We start from the raw sequence: 20,525 nt of genomic DNA, 5'->3' as shown, positions 1-20,525 counted from the left end.
CCTTTGTTTCACAAAATTAATTTTTAACTAAATTTGATAAACTTCCAGAATTAGGTTCTGTGTTATCTCTTGAACGATAATCAACATCAACAATATCCTCATTAAAGTTTAATTTATCATCATTAAAAGCATTATTAACTGCTAAAACAAAACGGTCTTTAAAAAAGATACAATTTAATTCTAATAAACGGTCTTTTTCATCAGGAAAAGCAGTTGCTAAACTATCAATTTCACGTTCAACTGCTAAAATTCTTTTCTCAAGTTTTGAATTATTGTCTTCTACTTTTGAATTTTTAATTTCAACTCTAATTTCTTCATCTGTTTTAATAACTTTAAAAGTACTATCATTCACATAACTAATTTCAGTTCGTAACACATCAACCATATTATCTAAATCTTCTCCATAATATAATTCAACTAATGTCGGTTGCGTTTTGTTATGACGAGCATCAATCAAATCTTCAACGCGAATAAAGCAAATTGGGTATTGTTGATTTTTTCAAAGAATCCGATGGAAAGTTCCTTGTAATTTTCCATCAAAAACATCTAAATACTCACTTTTACGACTATTAACTCCTTGAATATCTTCATATTGCGCTGATAATTCTTCTAATTCTTTACTTAAACGATTCTTTTTTTCACGAACATCGTAAGTTAAAGCATCTAAATAAAACTCATTAAAAATAGCATTATATTCTTCTTCTTGTTCTTCATCATCTCAAATACAATATGGAATAACTAATCAATCAGCCTTGTCAACTGTATCACGACCATTATAAAAAGCTGATGCCTTCATTAAATGAGCAATCTTTTTTCATCGACGATCAGAAATATAATATTCACCGTCAGTCGCAATATACATTGCTTTTCGAAACCGTGAAATAAAATCAAATGTTGACTGAATTATTTTAACTTTATTAATTTCTTTTCGTCACACATCATATTCTTCATGCGTAATTTGTGAAGCTTCATCAACTTTAACATCTAATTCTGTTACTCCGGCAATCATATAATTAAAATTTGCTTCATCCTTTAAACCATGAGCAATATAACGAATAATAAAACGGTCATATAACGCCTCTAATCCTTGCCCTTCTGCTGGTAACTCATTTGACGCAGAAATCAATAATTTCATTGGAACTTTAATATCAACTCCAGCATTACGAAAAATCTTTTCATTAATAATTGTTAATAAAGTATTTTGAATTGAAGGTCCCGCCTTTCAAATTTCATCTAAAAAAACAATTTCTGCTGTTGGCAAATATTTATCAATTAATCGTTTATAGACTCCTTTTTGTAAATCCTCAATTGAAATTGGTCCAAAAATTTCCTCTGGAGTTGAAAAACGATTCATTAAATATTCAAAAATAGTTCCATTTTTAAAAGCATGTTTTAAACGTCGTGAAACTAATGATTTTGCAATTCCTGGTTTTCCTAAAAGAAAAATAGATTCCCCACTTAGCATTGCTAACATTGCTAAATTAAAAATTTCTTCTTTTTCATAAACATTTTGTTGTAACTGTTTTGTTAATTCTTCTAATCTTTCTGTAAGTGTCATCATTCTTCTTTCCTCCTTAAACTTCTAAATTAATTCTTCGTTTGGCATCATCTGATTTAACAACTAACAGACATGCGCCAACAATTCAGATTGAGGTAATTACTAAAACTAAAACAATAAATATTAATAATCACTGGCTAACTGGTTCTGATGTGTTTGTTTTAATACTACCTAAGATTAATAAAGTCGCACATAGAATTTCAACAAATAGAAAGTACAAAATCGCTAACATAATATAGGCAACTGCCCAACCGTAAACTGCTCCGGCAGTTCGCGCCATCCCCATTGGAATAAAATACAATAAACTAAATAATAATGTAATAAATAAAAATCCATAACTTAAAATATCCTTAACATAAATATTAGCAAAAACCTTAATATTAGGATCAACATAGTTACTTAAAGCAATTAAGATTGCTTTTTGGCCAATAAAGTACGCCAAAGTAATTGCAAATACTTGACCAAGAATAATAAAACTACGCCCAACCCGTTCTAACGGACTATCTCAAAACATGCGACGTTGAGAAAAATCATTATTTTGTGTTGGTGAAACATAACTAAAACGCTTTTGTTCTTGTTTTGATAATTCTTTAACATCTTCCTCGTACTTTCGTCGTTCTTCCTCTGTATCAAGTAACTCTAAATCCGGAAATTTGCTCCCATATGTTGGCTTATTTTTATTCATTTTGAACCCCCTTTTGCTACATATTGAACCATATTGTTATTATTTTAGCATTTTTTCATAAATTTAAGCAATTAAATTACATTTTTCCTACTTTTCAACAACGAAAATATGTTGTATTATCCCATTAAAATATTTTGAACCGCCCATTGCTGTTACTTCAATATCATATCAATAGGTTCCTGGCGTTTGAAAAATATCACTATCATTTAGGTGCCTTCCATTTGTATCAGTGATAACAATTGTAAAATAATTAATAATATCATTAATATTATAACCATCCTTATTAATTGCTTCTTTTAATTGATTCATAATGATACTTATGACATTTTGACCAGAACTTCCAACTTTTTGAGCGCCAGGATTAGTCTTATCATAATATTTACTAATTGAAACAGGATTAACAATTAAATTAAAAGTTGCCATTCCTGTTACAACATTATCATTACCAAGTGCGGTAATCGTAATTGTTTTATTTCCTGTTCTCAATTTTATTAAACTATTTTCCGAAATCCCACTAATTCTAAAATCAGATTCATTTAAATTCAACCCTCTGCTTCGTGCTTGTGCTAAAATTCGTCTTTGAATTTCACAATATACATCCTGCTGAGTTCAAGAACTATCTACCACCAACCGTGATAAGGAAATAGCACTAATTGGAGCTGCTGTAACATGAATAACCCCTGTTTTAAAACTGCCTTGGTAATTTAAAGAATCTTTGGTTGCAACAATTGTTGCATTATATGTTCCCACTCGTAAATTAGTGTTATTATATCGCCCAACCCTAACTTCATTTACAGCAATATTAAAACCATTACTTCTTGAAATCTCAACCGGATAATTATCACCTGGTTGGCCACTCCCCGTTGGATGATTATGCTCTCATTCATTAGCAACTTGAGTAATTGTTTGTTGATAATCGTTATATAATTCTTTTGTACTATCCAAAGTTGTATACCTTTTTGACAAGGCAAAATTTGATTGTAAAACACTAAGACTGTTTTTGTCAACTCCACGCGGGTCCTTCACAACTTTAGTTGGAATTTCATATTCATAAGATAAATCATAAAGATTCCCAATAGTTCCATCATATGAAAATTGTACCTTAATAATAATTTTGGGAAGACTTAAAAGTTTATCTTGATACACTTTATTATTATTTCCGCGTAACATCCCATTAATCGGTGGTTGTTTATTAAAACTTGTTCCCATAATTGTTGTGGCATTTGTCCCGACCCCAACTGTAATGTCTTTAACAATATTATTTATGTTAATATATTGGTTATTTAATTTTTCTAACAAATAACTTTTTAAACTTGTTTTAATTGCTGTAATTTTATTTGTTAAACGAAGATCAATTTCTCGTTCTAAATCATCATATTGAACATTTTCAATTACATCTTTAACATTATCAACTAAATTAAATTCCTGATAATTAATTGAACGATCAGTATAACTTTGTTGATCATAATACATTTTAGTTGGATCACGGTTAACTTTATCGGGAAGACCATTATTATTAATATTTAAAAACTGAATTAATACTTCATTATAAAAAATTTGGTGTTCAGAACCTCAGACATACTGACTAAAATCATTATTTTCATAATCAAAATTATCAGAAACATTATCCGATTCTAGTCCCATTTCTTTAATATAACCTTGGTAAGAATTAACCCGTTCATTCCGCATTGCACCATTTAAAAATGTTTGGTCAGTATTTCGTTCATATAAATCATAACTATTTTTAACATTAGTAAAAGTTGGCATTTTAATTCCAATCTTAGTAAAAATATTTGCAATCGCCCCATAATTATTGCGATGATAATCAAAAAGACTAGCACCAAATTGTTGTAAAGAATTAAATTTTTTAGAATTATATTTAACATTTAAGGCTAAATTACTCGCAGAAGGATTATCGGTAATTGTGGCAAATGGGGCTCCATCTTTATTAACAACTTGTTCATTAATAATACTATTATCATCTTTTGCTATTGGATAATATTCTGTTAAAAGAGCATTTAAAATTGTTTCATTGCTAGTATCTAATGCAATCCCATATTTCTGAACTAACATAGCAATCTTACTATTACTCATTAAATTTAACATTTGACTTAAATTTAATCATGTTGGCGTTGCGGCTTGCGTCGTATCATATGTATAATCAAATGTTTTGTTTAAATCAACATAATAACCAACATTATCAGTTCCAATTAATTGCAAAGCAAATCTAATTTTATAAGTAAACAATCCACGATCTTTATCAACCGGTGTAACTGTTACTAAACCATATTTATCATCATCATTATAGGGATAAGTTAAAATTTTTGGTCGTAAAATTAAATTTAACCGATTTCCTTGATAAATTATTTGTGTTCCCGATAAAATTGCCCCCGTTCCTTGTAACATTGTTTCAACAATACTTAAATTATTTTTAATTCAATCCTTTTTTGCAAAAATTTCTTGAATAATTTTAATATTATCTAGATTAGCATAAATATCAATCCCATCTTTTTCACCAACATTAAAAGAAACATAGGTTGGTAAATGTTTTGGATCTGGATCACCATTAAGATCAATTAATGGTTTTGATAATTGTAAATTTATCATTCTTGTAATTTTATTATCTAATAAAGTAGCATTAGCTCACGGATTTTTATTATGATAAGAAGAGGGCGCAACAGCTGAATAAATAACACCACCCAAACCAGCCGCAATCGCAACTGTTCCAACAATGGCAAAAATCTTTAAATTGGTTTTTCGTGATAATTTACGTCGAATTGGTAGTGATGATTTTAAAATATTGTTAGTCTTATCTTCTTTTATCATTAATAATCTTTGCTCCTATCTATATTAATCGTTTTTTTACTTTTCTTTAAGCTCTTTTGACTTTGTTTCTAGCTTTTTTTCTTGTTGTTCTAAAACTGGTTTTTGAACATAAATCCGTTGTTTTTTTTCCTTTAAATTATTTAAATTATATTTTTCTTTATTATACTTAATTGTTTCTAATTCAACAAGATGTTGTCGTTCTTGTTCTAATGTAACTAGTTTTGTTTCAACTTTCTTCATTTGTTCCTCATCTGCTAAGTATTCAAATTGTTTTCGTAAAACTCATTGTTTTTTAACTTCTCGTCACAATAAAACATATGAAGGAAAAATCACCAAAATACAAACACTAATCAAGGTAAAAGTAACAATAAAATAATTGTTAATTGTATTAAACATTCCAATATAAGTAACTCCTAAAACAAAACAAACAACATAATATACAATAGCAAAAACAGTGGAAATAATAATTCAACTTTTAAAACTAGCAGCTCTTTTTAACTTAAGATATGGCAAACCAATAAAACAAAAGAAAAAGAATGCACAAACAAGACCAGCAACACCAGCAATAATGTAATGAATTTCATAGGTTCGATGTGAAATAACACCTGTTAAATTTTTAATATTATTGTATGCCATTGCACAACCAGCACTAATAAAGTAACCCATAAAAGTACCTAAAATAGAAAAACCAATAATTAATAACCGAGCTGCAACTTCAACTCTAGTGTTTCATTGTAATGCTAATTCATCACGTTTTGAACTAATTTTTGTTAACATCCTAATCTCTCCTTGTCCTCTTGTTGCACGAATTTGATTTGCTAATTCATTTTCTACCTTGCGTTGATATTTCTTACGGTTATTTTGTAAAGCCATACATCCAATTGTAAAACAAACAAAACAAGCAAGAATGATTCCTGGCAAAATAAAAGGGTTAATATTTAATCCAACAGCTGAACCTTTGACATAAAGGATCTGCAATACTGCAATTAAGAAGACGATTAAACAATTAATATTACCAACAATACTTACCACAATTGTTCAAATATGAACAGTTCGAAATGTTTGAGCAATTAAAATTGGAATTGTTAAGAAAAAGAATGTTGCTACTCAGGAAATTGATAATAAAATAATTAAAGCAAGAACAATTGGCTGTCCAATCGCAACAATTGGTCCTGTAAAAGAGGTGTTTAATTTTGAAACCAAAGACATCAGGAATTGAGCAAGAACTTGGCTTAACGTTGAAATATAAATTAATGAAACAACAATTAATAGTAATTGGGCAAAAACAATCATTACTCGTGCTAAAGTTTCACCCCTTGTTGCAAAATAATATTTAGTTGCATCAACATTATGCTGATACGGCAATGGTTTATTTTGCTTCTTTCGTTTTAATTCATATTCACCTAATGACTTAACTGTTTTATCAATGACAGTTTTATCTAAACTTTTCAATGACGCTGGTCGATTGTCTTCCACAAATTGAATTGTCTGAACCAGTTCTGGTGAAGTTTCACTTTTTGACAATATTGTTTTTTCTTTTTCCATTTGACACCTTCCTATTCAACCACTTTTAATTGTGCTCTAAAATCTAAACTTTCCACCATCGCAATATTAATTCGTTTTTGTTGTTGTCATGCTGAAAATCATAGTAAAAAACTACCCCAAAACAAAACTAATGTACAAACCCCAGCCATAATAACCCCAGGAAAATTTAAGCGAACTGGAATATAAAGATAAGCAACAACACTTATTGCTAACATTAATAAAGTAAAAAAAGAACCTAATGTAATAAAAATAATTCCTGTTAATTTTACTGTTTTAATATTACGAACAATTAACGTTGGAATAACAAAAACCAACGAAAAAATAATACCTAAAAGAGCAAGAATAATTGTCATCCCGCGAAAAACACCATCAGCAACACCGAAATTATTAAAAACAGCAGGAATTGGAAGATTACTAGTTGCAATCATTGCTAATGAAGCTGACACAATTATAATAACCCCCAACATAATTCCTTCCCCAAGTAAAATCATAATACGACCAATAATTTCCATTGTATTATTAAAATACATTCGTGTTAAACGAATATCCTGGTCTTGTGAACTTGCTTTTGTTGTTCATTTGTCTGTTTTACTCATCAATACCACCTAAAATTATTACTTCCCTTTTATTTACAATGATTATAACATCTTCTCTAAAAAATACTATCCTCAAAAAATAAAAAAATTCTTCTAAATTAGAAGAATTTTTATGATTGATAAATAAGTTTTACTTTAAATTTAATTGTTCCTTCAAACACTGGAATCGATGCTTGAATTGTAATAGTTGATTCCTTAATAGTATCTGTTGTTGAAGGTAACACTAATTGGTTTAAGACTTCCTCTGTAAAAGCATTATAAACATTTAAATCTAACGGTACATTTGGGTATTTATTATGTAAAGCAGTATTTTTTGTAATGCCTTCATCTAATAATATTTGCATAATGTTTCCTAGCAAAGCAGTTTTTTCATCCTCAGTTGTTGGCAACTTATGAATAAAAATTGGCACTACTTTATTAGTTAAATCAATATCGCCAAAAGCAGTTGATGCTCCTGCTGTTAATTTAAAATTAACAGTTATCTTACCATCATAATTTGTTGGATTTCGTAACATCAAATCAAATTGTAAAACGAGTTCATTTCCTTGATTTGGGTCATAATTTTTAATTTCAGTGCCAATCATTGTTCCTAATTCTTTCACATTTCAATCAGCTTCATTTTTTGAAATTCCAAAAGTAGCCTCTTGCTGATCAACAAATGCTGATTGTTTAATCACATCTTTTCAAATTTGTTGATTAAGGTAATACCCCTGGTCTCTTCATGTTTCTAATTTTGTTGCATTAAAACTATAATTTTTATTTGTCAAATCAATTGCTGAATCCGTTGTAATTGGATTATCAATCATTTTAATTTTTCCTTGAACAAGAATATCGACATCACGACCAGATCCATCTTCTTGATTGCCAAGAATTGAAATAACATAAGGCGTTCAATCACCACTGCGTTCTGTTGCTTCCAATGCCCGTTTTAAATCATCTTTTCGTTCAATTCTAAAATTACTTAATTGTTTTGATAAATTAGGTCCCCATTCTGATGTATTAATAACATTATTTCAAACTAAATTTAACACTGAATCAACGGTATGATTATCTTGACGAACTAATAAAATTGAATCAACTGGTAATAAACTAATAGCGGTTCCTTGATTAATTAACTCAACTTCAATTGCAATATCACCTCTAAACATTAAATTCGTATTAAGGTTAATCGCATTCAATGTCACAATTCTTGACCCACCGATGCTAGGTCAATTTTTAGTTAAGGTTGTTTCTCAACTTGTTACATCAAAGTCCTTTAATTCTGGACCATTTACTAAGTTTGCTTCTTGCATTGCCATTGTTCAAATATAGTCTTTATTAACATTTGGACGTTCTCTTTGCGTTACAACAACTGGCACGGTTAATTTAATTGTTGATGATAATCAAATTGGATCTTTTGTCACACCCCCAACAACACGAATATAATGATGTGCCTTTTCATCTTTTGGCGTTGCTAAGAAGTTTAGATAAATAGCTTCTCCAACTGGTGGTTCTATCACACTACTTCAATCAATTAAATAATCATTTCGATTATTTGAAACTCTTGCATCATTTACAAAATATTTTTTAACTTCTATTCAAACTAAATCATATAATGCATCTGGTGGTAAATTATTTTGTTGTAATTTTAGGTTAACTTGCGCACGATAACTAATAACTTCTAATTTAACGGTAATTGTTCCACTATAAAATGTTGTTGGTGTATTAGCTTTACCATTATAAGTTGCAAGCATTTCAACATCTAAATTTTGGTTAAAAATTAATGGTAATTTAAACCCCGACATATCATAAGTATCATAACCCGTTGGTACATCTGGTTGAAGATTATTAACTGCTACTTTTCAAATATCTTGGTATAAGTTATCAATTGAATCATATTTTGTAATATCTCAAAGCTCATTTAACTGAATTGTTTGGCTAAGATCAATTGATGCCTTTTTAACCACAGTAAAATAAATACTGATTGAACCAATAAACGGAATATCTTTATCATCACGAACTGTTAAAACAACAAAACCATCTTGTGGTGTATTGGGGTTAACAGGCTTTGTTAAATTAGCGGAATCAGTAACCGTAAAAATATCCAATGTTACTCCCGACTGAATTCGTTGTTCTGTTTTTGCTTGTTCAAAAATTGAGTCAATAACAGGAACATTGTCATCAGTAACAATCACATTATTTGTTAAAGTAAATTCTGTTGCTAGATTCTCTTTCCCATTAATTTTTGAAGGTGAAGGTGTTCCACATGCTATCATACTAGCTGCTGAACTGCTTACCAAAACAGTTGCTGTTAAAAGTGCTAAAATTTTTCACATTGAGAACATCTCTCCTTCCTTAAAAATATTTACTAATATAATTATACACTGTTTACTATCTTATTGGTAATTAATATTAAAACGGAAAGTAACCGCCTTTAAATCCTCTGGAACATTGCCACCTGCTTGTAATGCTAATTTAATATCACAGACAGTGAAAAGACTATAACGGTTTTCATCATTAGCAAGGATGTCATTGAATCATTCAAACAATGAACCAGCACTACTATGATAATTATTCAGAGGAGTAAATGTTATTTGATAATTATTTTCAAAAGCTGTCTCATATTGTCCTTTTGAAATACCATTAACAATATTTAAGTTATTACCTGCTACTTGAGCAATATTTTGAATAAATTCTCATGTTTGATCAATAACTTGATTCATCAACATTGCTTCAAATGCCTTTTGATCAAGGCCAACATTTCGCACATCAATATTAATTTGATTCAACGGTCTTGTTGCACCATATAAATTAGCACTTCAATATTTTGTAAATAAAGCATTCCGTTTCTGTGGATCATCAATGGTATAGACATCAAGATTTCCCGGATGTACTAAATTAATAACTGAATGTAATGATGGCTGATCAATTGTTACAAACTCTGTTTCTAGCACCGGATTACCAAGAAAATCAATTACTAAATTTTTATTTTCTTGAATTGTTCGTTTAACGACAGTATAGTCACTCTTTTCAATAAAACCATATGATTGAAATGGTAAAATATTTCAATCATAAACCCATTTATATTTTGAATCATTAGGATTACTCAAAACATCTTCTTGTAAATCTTTAATAGCGGTTGCTAATGTCTCTTTACCATCTAAAACATCTCTTGCTTGTTCACGAAGACGATTACCAATGATATTTTGAATTGTTTCATCTTTTGGTAAGAACATAAAATAAAATTGCTCTGGTTTAGTTACATCTAATCGTTTGGGTTGAATTAATCCATATCAATCTTTTCAATCATTTGGCACTAAATCTTCTGGTAAAACCAACCCACGGTTTTCTGATGTTTCTAAAACATTAATTAGAAAAATTAATAACTGTGGAATATATTTACCACCAATATTAATGTCTTTTTTTGCTAATGGTCCGTTAAATTCATTATTTTTTTGATATGCTGATTGAATCACTCGATTCATATCAAACATATATCCAACAGTGTTAACAGAAACACCCGGTAAAATTTGATCTTGTGGATTAACACTTGAAATAGCAAAATTACTATATGGATTATAATCACCAATAAATTCTTTATTAGCACCTTTATTTTCACCATAAAAAGCAGTAAATTTTGTTTTGTAAGCCGCATAAACTGCATTAGTTAATTCTAAACTATTATTGCTTCCATTTAACATAAGATTATTTGCTTGACTACCCAGAATTTTTGTCTGATTTTCTCAAATTGTTGGGTTCGGCTTATCTTTGTTCATTGTTTCTGCTGTTTTAAAATTTAAAAAATTTGACAAAAATCCTTCAATTCCAACAAAAAGAGTTGGCATTCAAATTAATGTTGATTGCTCTACACCTTTATACTTAATTTTTAAATACAACATATTTTTCATTAAATTTAACTTATTTGTTTGAACATCAGCAAGTCCTAATGCTTTTGTTCCTTGCGGATTAGTATAAATATTTAAAATTTGAATTTGGTTATCATCCCCATATTTTCCTTTAAAAAAGATATTATTAGCAATATACATCTTTGGAGCATTTTGAAAAATAAAATTATAAGCATATTCTAATCTTAATGATGTTGCTTGAACTCGTGTTTGAGCAACACGACCAGTGTTTGGATCAGCGGGCAACTCATATGTCGCGAAAACAGGTGTTTTTTTCGTATTATCTCGGAGTTCTGTTTTAGCAAAATTAACTTGAAAATAATCCCCCGCCTCAAAATCTGGTAAAGGACCATCCGTTTGAATACCACCATAACTTAAAATTTTTGCTAAAAATGACACAGCAAAATAAGACGACGGAATCAAAACCGCAATATACAACAATGCACAAATTGCTGCAATTCATCCTTTTTTTCGCGAAGCAACAGTAACATTTTTAGTTAATTTATTAAGTTTATCTCAACTTCCTGGTTTTTTTGCCATTAGTCTCTTCCTTAATTCCCAATTCCCCTTTATATAACCCACTTGCTATAATGGATTTATTATAGCAAAATTAAGAATAAATGCAATTAAAGATTAAATCAGCTTAGAATAAAGTTTTAGGTACCGACTATTCCCCAAAAAACCATAGTTTTTTGAAAAACTCCTTATATTATTTAGTTAAACGTCTACAAAATTAAGTTTCTTTAATTTTCTGATTTAATTTAACCTTAAAATAACTTTTTTTGCAACCTAAAAAAGTAATTATTTTTAAAATAATTTATTTAAAAACTAATAATTTATTAATGAGTTATTATAGTTTTTACTGCTCTTGCTAATGAATGATTACCAGAATATATAATTGGTGTACTTCCTTCATTAATTTTATATTCAGTTATATTCTTAGTATTAATTCAACGAGTAGTTTTATTAAATTGGTCTAATTCTTTTAACTCTGTAACTTGGACCATATTTATGTAGACTGTAAAAAAATAAGCTAAAATTATTAGGAAAGCAGGAATATAAAAATGGCAAAAAACCAGTACACCGATGAATTCAAGAAACAAATCGTAATGTTATATAAAAATGGTAAAAGTAATATTGAAATTGTTAACGAATATAAAATTTCAAAGGCAGTTCTTTATCAATGAGTAAAAAAATTTGAGAATTCTGGTTCTTTTAAAGCAAAAGATAACAGAACACCAGAAGAAAATGAGTTAATTGAACTAAGAAAACGAAATAAGCAACTAGAAATGGAAAATGATATTTTAAAGCAAGCAGCACTGATAATCGGCAAAAAGTAATATTAATTACTAACAATAAAGACAAATATTCAGTGAGGAAAATGTGTCAAATATTAAAAATAGAAAAATCAAAGTATTATTATCAAATTAATAAGAACACTAAAACTGAAATTAATATTTATGAAAATGAAGTTATCAGTGCATTTAAAGAAAGCTATAAAGTTTATGGTGCTAGAAAAATTAAAATTATTTTAGCAAGAAAGAACATTATTTTATCTCGACAAAAAATTAGAAGAATTATGGCAATAAATAATTTAGTATCAAAATATACTAAATTAAAATATCGCAATCATAAATCTCCTGTAAATAATGATCAAATTAGTAATATTCTAAATCGTGAGTTTAGTAATAAAAGACAAAATGAAGTTATTGTGAGCGATTTAACCTATGTTCAAGTTGGTTCAAAATGACATTATATTTGCTTACTAATTGATTTATTTAACCGTGAAGTAATTGGCTATAGCGCTGGAACAAATAAAACTGCTGAACTAGTTCAGCAGGCATTTTATAAAATAACACGACCACTAAATTAAATTAGGTTGTTTCATACAGATCGTGGTAATGAATTTAAAAATAAAATTATTGAAGAAATTTTATTAACATTTAATATTAAAAGATCATTAAGTGCAAAAGGTTGCCCTTACGATAACGCAGTAGCTGAAACAACCTATAAAGCTTTTAAAACTGAATTTATTAATGGTCGAAAATTTAAAAATTTAGAACAATTAAAGTTGGAACTATTTAATTTCATTAATTGATACAACAATATTCGAATTCATGGTAGTTTGAATTACTTAACTCCAGTTGAATTTAGAAATCAGAAGTCTACATAAAAAGTGTCCTAAAAAGTGTTGCCATTCCAGTATAACATTTTAAATTACAAAATAATAAAAAAAGTTACCTTTTGTAACTTTAAATATGAATAGCATGTCCTTCTAATCCATGGGCAACTTCCATTAAAACTTCTGATAAAGTTGGATGCGGATGAATTGCTTTTCCAAATTCATGAATTGTTCCTTCTGTTTCCATACAAACAGTAATTTCTGAAATCATATCAGTTGCTGTTGCAGCAATAATATGTGCTCCTAAAATTTCACCATATTTTGGTTCACATAAAATTTTAACAAACCCATCAGTTTCACCATCAGCTAATGCTTTTCCATTAGCTGATAAGGGGAATTTAAAGGCTTTATAAGCAATCTTGTCTTTAATCGCTTGTTCTTCGGTAATCCCAACTGTTGCAACTTCTGGAAATGAATAAATACATGATGGAATTCGATTATAATTCATTTTTTCATTTTGTCCTTTAATATTGTTAATTACTAAAAGTCCTTGTGCTGAAGCAAGATGGGCTAACATTGCTCTTCCAACAACATCCCCAATGGCATAAACGCCCGGTAAATTAGTGCGGCATTGATCATCAACTTCAATATTTTTTCGTTCACCAATTTTTAAACCAATATTCTCAAAACCAGTTGTAACAGGTACACGCCCAACTGATACTAAACAATAATCAGTTGCTAATTTAACTTCTTTACCTTCACTATCATCATAAATAACTGTTTTACCTTTAATTTCTTTAATTTTAACAGATGTTTCAATTTTAACTTTATTTTTAATTAATAGTTTTGTTAATTCTTCCCGAATATCTTTATCTAACATTTCTAAAATTGTATCTAAACCTTGTAAAATTGTTACTTCTGTTCCTAAACGACGATACAAACACGCAAATTCAATTCCAATAACACCACCACCAATAATTGCTAATTTTTTTGGAATTTTTGGTAATGATAAAGCTTCTGTTGATGAAATAACATAACCTTCTTTTTCCGCTTGCTCAAATCCTGGTAATGGTAAATTACGTGAAACACTTCCTGTTGCAATAATTAAATTTGTATTTGTATAACGTTTTCCCACTACTTCAATCGTATTTTTATCAATTGCTTTAGCTTCACCTTTAACTAAATCCACCTTATTTTTTTTCAATAAGAATTCAACCCCTTTTGTTAATTGCGTTACCACCTTTGCTTTTCGTTCCTGCATTTTGATTCAATTTGGGGCAACTTCTGTCATTTTTGAAATATCAATCCCATAAGTATCAGCATGACCAATTAAATCATAAACTTTACTACTTTTTAATAACGCTTTTGTTGGAATACAACCAACGTTTAAACAAACACCACCATAATATTCTTTTTCAATAATTAATGTTTTTAAACCTTCTTGGGCTGCTTTAATTGCCGCAACATATCCACCCGGACCAGCTCCGACAACAATTACATCATATTTATTTTCCATCTCATGACCTCTTCTCTTACAATAATAATAAAGCCGGTGATTCTAATAATTCAGTTACCCGTGCTAAAAAACGTCCACCATCAGCACCGTCAATTAAACGATGATCAATTGTTAATGACAATGGTAAGATTGAACTAACCTCAACTTCATTGTTACTATTAATAACTGGTGTTTTTTTAATAATTCCAACACCTAAAATTGCAACTTCTGGAAAGTTGATAACTGGTGTTGCTAATTCAATTCCAGCTGAACCAAAATTTGTAATTGTAAAAGTTCCATCTTTCATTTCATCTGGTTTTAATTTACGTTCACGTGTTTTTGATGCTAAATCATTAACCATTTTCCCAATTTGCATTATATTTAATTGATCAACAGCTTTAACAACGGGAACCATCAACCCTGTTGGGGTATCAGTTGCCATCCCAATATTATAGTAATCTTTAAAAATAATTTCTTGTTGTTCTTGATCGTATGATGAATTTAAGATTGGAAAATCTTTTAACGCAATGGCACATGCTTTCATAAAGAAAGGCATATAAGTTAATTTAACTCCTTGCTTTTCTGCTTGTCCTTTTAATTGTGTTCTAATTCCAATTAATTTTGTAACATCAATATTTTTCATTAATGTTGTTTCAGCAATAACTGTTTTTGACAATGTCATTTGTTTAGCAATTGCCTTACGAATTGGTGACATTGGCTCACGACGAACAGCTCCTGTTGCATTAATTTTTGGAATTTCAATTGGCATTGCTGATAATGATGGACCAGTTGCTGCGGCGCCACCACCTTGTGCTAAATCAACTTTCATAATCTTACCGTTTGGTCCTGACCCTTGAATTTTTGTTAAATCAATCTTTAAATCAGCAGCCATTTTTCGCACAAGTGGTGTTGATAAGACATTGCTGTTATTCCCACTATTAGCATCATTGCTGCTTGGTAAATGACGAGGAGCTAAAACAGTATTGGAAATTGGCACTGCACCAACGACTCCAGCCGCTTTTTCTTCTTCTGCTGGTGCTGCTAGTTGTGCTGGAGCAGGGCTATCAGCACTATCTGCTCCACCATCATCAATTTCAACCACAACATCGCCAACATAAATTGTGTCACCAACATTCATGTTAATCTTGCTAACGATTCCATCACATGGAGCGTAAATTTCGGTGTTAACTTTATCTGTTTCAACAGCAAACATTTCATCTCCGTCTTTAATTTTATCGCCAACTTTAATCATAATATTAGCAACTTTTCCTTCGGTTAATCCTTCTCCAATATCTGCAAATTTAAATTTAACCATTTTTCTTACAACTCCTATCTAAAATTGGTAGTTAATTAATTCTTTAATTTTAACTGCAATTTTTTGTACTGATGGTTGATGATAATGTTCTCCAAGATCAAACGGAATAATAATATCATAACCTGTTACCCGTCCAGCGGGTGCTTTTAAATATTCAAAGCAATTTTCATTAACCGTTGTAATTACTTCTGCGGCAACCGAAAATGAACGAACAGCTTCATGTACAACTAAAATACGACCAGTTTTTTTAACTGATTCAATAACCATATCACGATCTCATGGTTGAATTGTTCGTAAATCAATTAAATCAACATTAACATTGACTCCTTCTTCTTTTAGTTGCGCTAAGGCCTTTTCACATTCTCCAACCTGTGCCCCATAAGTAACAATTGTTAAATCATCACCTTCTTGAATTTTATAACCTTCCCCAATTGGTAAAGTATAATATTCATCAGGAATTTCTTGTTTAAAAGCACGATAAATTTTTGTTGGTTCTAAAAAGATTACTGGGTCTGGTGATTCAACAGCAGCTAATAATAATCCTTTAATATCATAAGGGGTAGCAGGAATAATTACTTTTAATCCTGGATTATGAGAAAACATTGCTTCCATTGCCTCAGAGTGATGTTCCAGGGCACGAATTCCTCCCCCCATTGGCATACGAACAATTAATGGACAAGTAAAACGTCCGCGTGAACGATTACGCATACGTGCAACATGCGTAAAAAGTTGTTGCAAAGCAGGATATGAAAATCCCTCAAATTGCATTTCAACAATTGGTTTCATTCCATTAATAGCCATTCCAACGGCACTTCCAACTAAAGTTGCTTCGGCAATTGGCACATCAAAACAACGGTCTTCACCATATTTTTCTTGTAATCCAACTGTTGCTCGGAAAACTCCCCCTTCAAATCCAGCGTCTTCTCCATACACAACAACATTTTTGTGTTTTTCCATTGCTAAATCTAAAGCATGTGTTAATGCTTGAATATTATTTACAACTGCCATTAGTGATGTCCTCCTTTACTTGGATATTTTGCAAAAAATGCTTCTGCTTCTTGGTATTGTTCTTCTAAGAATTTTGGCATTTCAGCATATGTATAAGCAAAAATATCACGAATTGAAACATTATTGTTTTCTTCAACTCAAGCAAATTCACCTTTAATAAATTTATCTTGCTCAGCATCTAATGCTTCTTGTTCTTTTTCTGATCATTTTTTTTGGGCAATTAAGTATGCTTTTAAACGAATTAAAGGGTCTTTTTTCAAGGCTTCTTCGTGCAATTTTTCATCACGATAAACTTTTGGATCATCAGCTGATGAGTGGGCTCCTAAACGATAAGTATTACATTCAATTAATGATGGTCCTTCACCTTTACGAGCAAAACTAATTGCTTCTTGAACAGCTCCATAAACAGCAAAAAAGTCATTTCCATCAACTAAAATATTGCGCATACCAACAGCAAGTCCTTTAACAGCAAAGTTAATTGCTTTTGTTGCTTTTTGACGTGGGGTTGAAATAGCATATTGGTTATTTTCAACAATAAAGATTGCTGGAACTTCATGTAACTGAGCAAAGTTAATTGCTTCATAAAATTCTCCTTCTGATGTACCTCCATCACCGGTTGTTGTAATAGCAACACCATCACGTTTATTATACTTTTCAGCAAACGCTAAACCAGCTGCATGTGAATATTGTGTTGCAATCGGAATATTTACCGGCAAAGTATTAACCCCTTCTGGCATTTTACTTCCCATTTCATTTCCACATCAATATAGCATAATGTTTCGCATTGGAACACCAGTTGCTAATCAAGCAGCATTATTTCGGTAAGCTGAAGAAAATCAATCTTTTCCTTTAATAATTTGCATTCCATACGCTACTTCTGTTGCTTCTTGTCCTGTCGAAGATAAAAACGATAACATTCGCCCTTGACGTTGAATTTTATTTTGAAAATCATCTTGGCGACGTGATAAACACATTAATTTATACGCGGTTAAAACTTCATCATCGCTAATTTTTGGCATCAATTCTGGTTTAACAATTTTTCCTGTTGCATCCATAATTTGAAGCATTTCATTTTTTAACGAATTAAACTTGTCAAAATACATTTTTAATTCCATCCTTCCTGTTTTATTGTAACTTGTTAATTAAAAATAACATCTAAGATTTCTTGTGTTTCAAATTTTTCCCCAAAAATTTCTTTAATATTAATTTTTAATAATTCTTCTTTAATTTTATCTGGGCTATATTCGCAACCTGTTAAAAGCGTTTCAAGGTGGTTTGTACCACCTGAACCTAAAAAATCACCATAAAATTTAATATTTGTAATTTTTCCTTCATTAACACTTAAACGAACATCAACAGTTCCTTTTCCTTCATAACGGATCTTATTTTGATAACTAAACTCTGGTGAATTACCAAAGTTTCAGTTTCATGTTCGATATTTTTCATCAGCTAATTCATTAGCAGCAGCAATAATATCGGGTGACAAATCAACCACGGTTGTTCCTTGGGCTAATAGTTCTTTTGTAATAAAATCCATAAATTGATCAATTGTAATATCTGTCTCTAACAATGGGCGAATATTTGTTACGCGCGCTGGAATTGATTTAATTCCTTTTGAAACAATTTTACTCTGATCAACATTCAAATATTTCTGCATCTTACTTAAATCAACATCAAACAAAAATGTCCCATGATGTAATAAGCGATCTTTATATTTTATTTGAGCATTTCCAGAAATTTTTTTACCATCAATTTCAATATCATTTTTACCGGCAAACTTAGCATTTAAACCAAGTTTTTGTAAAACATTAATAATAGGTTGCAAAATACTTTCATAATTTTTTGCGATTTCATCATTTTTATCAACAATGATGGAAAAACATAAATTCCCTTCATCTTGATAAACAGCTCCTCCACCAGTAATCCGTCTAACAACATTTACTTTATCAGTTTCAACTGCCTGTAAATTAATTTCTTCAATGGTATTTTGGTTTCGACCAATTACAATTGTATTAGAATTTTTTCACAAAAAGAAAATATTGTCGTTAATCTCACTTTTTAAAAGATATTCATCTAAAGCCAAATTAAAATAGACATCCGTTGAAAGATTTTTAAAACAAATCATAGTTATTTTTTAAAGTAATTTAAACCTAATACCTCTAATGCTGGTAAAGTAATAAAGTTATATGGTTTATTAAAGTGTGGCAAGAAGAAAATATCAACTAATGGTAATTCATCAATTGTAACTCCTTTCATAATAGCTAATGAAAACATATACATAACTTCTGTATGATTAGCTACTGAACCAACTTGTGCTCCAATAATTTTTCTTGTTTTTTTATCCCAAAGAATTTTGATTAAAACTTCTTGATAAGATTCCATAAATTCTGGACAATCATTATCCGTAAAAGTAATTTGTTCATAATCAAAACCAAGATCTTTAGCAACTGTTTCTGTTACTCCTGTTGAAGCTAATGCTCAACCAAAAACATTAATTGCATTTGAACCTTGGAATCCGGGTGAGGCTAAACCTTCTGGTTTTAAAGCATTAACAGCAGCAATAACTCCTGTTCGAACAGCATTTGTTGCTAAAGCAATATATGCTGGTGCTTTTTTAGCATTATCATAAACTTCAACACAATCTCCAATTGCAAAAATATTTGGATCTGAAGTTTTCATATATTGATCAACCATAATTGCAGCATTTTTATCTAAATCAACAACACCATTTAAAATTTCTGTTGCAGGTTTAAATCCAACCGATCAAATTACTAAATCAGCATCATATGAACCTTTATCGGTTACTACCTTTGTTACCTTGTTATTATTTCCTTCGAATTTAACAACTTTTTCGCCACCACGTAAATTAACGCCTGCTTCACGCATTGCGTTTTCAACTTTATCAGTAAATGGTTTATCGTAATAACGCGGCATAATACGATCTGAAATATCAACTAGGGTTACATTTTTTCCTTTTTGGTAAAAAGCATCAACTAATTCAACGCCAATGTATCCTGCTCCACACACAACCACATTTTTAATATTTTTATCATCATTTGCTTTTTTTACCAATTCCCCATGTTGGTATCATTTAACAATATGCACACCTTCTTGATTAATACCCTCAATTGGTGGAATGATTGGCCATGAACCAATTGCTAAAATCAATTTATCATAATTGTCTTCAAATTCTTTACCAGTTTTTAAATCTTTAACACGAATTTTTTGACCTTTATTATCAATTGATAATACTTCATGTTCCATGTTTACTTTAATACCTTCACTTTGCAAAATTTCTGGTGAAGCATAAAATAAACCTTTTGGATCTTTTACCTCTCCTGAAACTCATAATGCAATTCCACATCCCAAAAACGAAATATTGTTGTTTTTATCATAAGTAACAATTTCTGCTTTAGGGTCTAATCTTCTTAGGGTTCTAACAGCAGTTGTCCCCGCATGATTAGTTCCGACTACAATAACTTTCATTTATA

14 protein-coding genes and 1 pseudogene are annotated in these 20,525 nt (G+C 30.1%); 1 reads left to right on the top strand and 14 read right to left on the bottom strand.

The annotated features are described in order from the left end of the window. Positions 1-16: 16 nt before the first annotated feature. The 8 genes from ACOBWH_RS02355 to ACOBWH_RS02320 form a co-directional block, all read right to left on the bottom strand. A complete protein-coding gene (locus ACOBWH_RS02355) occupies positions 17-1,561 on the bottom strand; it encodes an AAA family ATPase (RefSeq protein WP_424526900.1) in 1,545 nt (514 codons plus the stop codon). A gap of 13 nt (positions 1,562-1,574) precedes the next feature. Beyond that, on the bottom strand, positions 1,575-2,243 hold the full coding sequence (locus ACOBWH_RS02350; protein ID WP_424526899.1) for a hypothetical protein: 669 nt from the start codon (positions 2,241-2,243) through the stop codon (positions 1,575-1,577). A gap of 87 nt (positions 2,244-2,330) precedes the next feature. Continuing rightward, entirely contained in the window at positions 2,331-5,069 is a 2,739-nt protein-coding gene (locus tag ACOBWH_RS02345) for a hypothetical protein (protein WP_424526898.1), read from the bottom strand. Between the two features lie 36 nt (positions 5,070-5,105). Further along, entirely contained in the window at positions 5,106-6,614 is a 1,509-nt protein-coding gene (locus tag ACOBWH_RS02340; RefSeq protein WP_424526897.1) for a hypothetical protein, read from the bottom strand. 11 nt (positions 6,615-6,625) lie between these two features. Then, the gene (locus ACOBWH_RS02335) at positions 6,626-7,210 is read right to left on the bottom strand and encodes a hypothetical protein (RefSeq protein WP_424526896.1); all 585 of its coding nucleotides are present in this window, start codon (positions 7,208-7,210) and stop codon (positions 6,626-6,628) included. Between the two features lie 110 nt (positions 7,211-7,320). Then, a complete protein-coding gene (locus ACOBWH_RS02330) occupies positions 7,321-9,525 on the bottom strand; it encodes a hypothetical protein (protein ID WP_424526895.1) in 2,205 nt (734 codons plus the stop codon). A gap of 60 nt (positions 9,526-9,585) precedes the next feature. Next, a complete protein-coding gene (locus ACOBWH_RS02325) occupies positions 9,586-11,634 on the bottom strand; it encodes a hypothetical protein (RefSeq protein WP_424526894.1) in 2,049 nt (682 codons plus the stop codon). 299 nt (positions 11,635-11,933) lie between these two features. Next, a complete protein-coding gene (locus ACOBWH_RS02320) occupies positions 11,934-12,101 on the bottom strand; it encodes a hypothetical protein (protein ID WP_424526893.1) in 168 nt (55 codons plus the stop codon). A gap of 57 nt (positions 12,102-12,158) precedes the next feature. Here ACOBWH_RS02320 and ACOBWH_RS02315 point away from each other — a divergent pair. Next, a pseudogene (locus ACOBWH_RS02315) lies at positions 12,159-13,267 on the top strand (IS3 family transposase). Positions 13,268-13,346: 79 nt separating this feature from the next. On the opposite strand, the gene lpdA reads toward ACOBWH_RS02315, so the two are convergent. Genes lpdA through ACOBWH_RS02285 form a run of 6 tightly spaced genes read right to left on the bottom strand, consistent with a single transcriptional unit; the run spans position 13,347 to position 20,520 of the window. Continuing rightward, positions 13,347-14,732: a dihydrolipoyl dehydrogenase gene (gene lpdA / locus ACOBWH_RS02310; RefSeq protein ID WP_424526892.1), complete on the bottom strand. Its 1,386-nt coding sequence runs from the start codon at positions 14,730-14,732 to the stop codon at positions 13,347-13,349. A 16-nt stretch (positions 14,733-14,748) separates the two neighbouring features. Continuing rightward, the gene (locus ACOBWH_RS02305; RefSeq protein ID WP_424526891.1) at positions 14,749-16,026 is read right to left on the bottom strand and encodes a dihydrolipoamide acetyltransferase family protein; all 1,278 of its coding nucleotides are present in this window, start codon (positions 16,024-16,026) and stop codon (positions 14,749-14,751) included. A gap of 18 nt (positions 16,027-16,044) precedes the next feature. Beyond that, positions 16,045-17,034, bottom strand: a complete 990-nt coding sequence (locus tag ACOBWH_RS02300; RefSeq protein WP_424526890.1) for an alpha-ketoacid dehydrogenase subunit beta — start codon at positions 17,032-17,034, stop codon at positions 16,045-16,047. Continuing rightward, a complete protein-coding gene (gene pdhA / locus ACOBWH_RS02295; RefSeq protein ID WP_424527379.1) occupies positions 17,034-18,137 on the bottom strand; it encodes a pyruvate dehydrogenase (acetyl-transferring) E1 component subunit alpha in 1,104 nt (367 codons plus the stop codon). Before pdhA ends, ACOBWH_RS02300 begins: the two co-directional genes overlap by 1 nt. Before the next feature lie 35 nt (positions 18,138-18,172). Beyond that, on the bottom strand, positions 18,173-19,159 hold the full coding sequence (locus ACOBWH_RS02290) for a lipoate--protein ligase (protein WP_424526889.1): 987 nt from the start codon (positions 19,157-19,159) through the stop codon (positions 18,173-18,175). A 2-nt stretch (positions 19,160-19,161) separates the two neighbouring features. Beyond that, positions 19,162-20,520: an FAD-dependent oxidoreductase gene (locus ACOBWH_RS02285; RefSeq protein ID WP_424526888.1), complete on the bottom strand. Its 1,359-nt coding sequence runs from the start codon at positions 20,518-20,520 to the stop codon at positions 19,162-19,164. Positions 20,521-20,525: the final 5 nt, after the last annotated feature.

Origin of the sequence: Spiroplasma endosymbiont of Glossina fuscipes fuscipes (genome assembly GCF_049669535.1) — a bacterium.
Lineage (GTDB): Bacteria > Bacillota_I > Bacilli_A > Mycoplasmatales > Mycoplasmataceae > Spiroplasma.
This window is presented reverse-complemented; position numbering and strand designations above follow the sequence as displayed.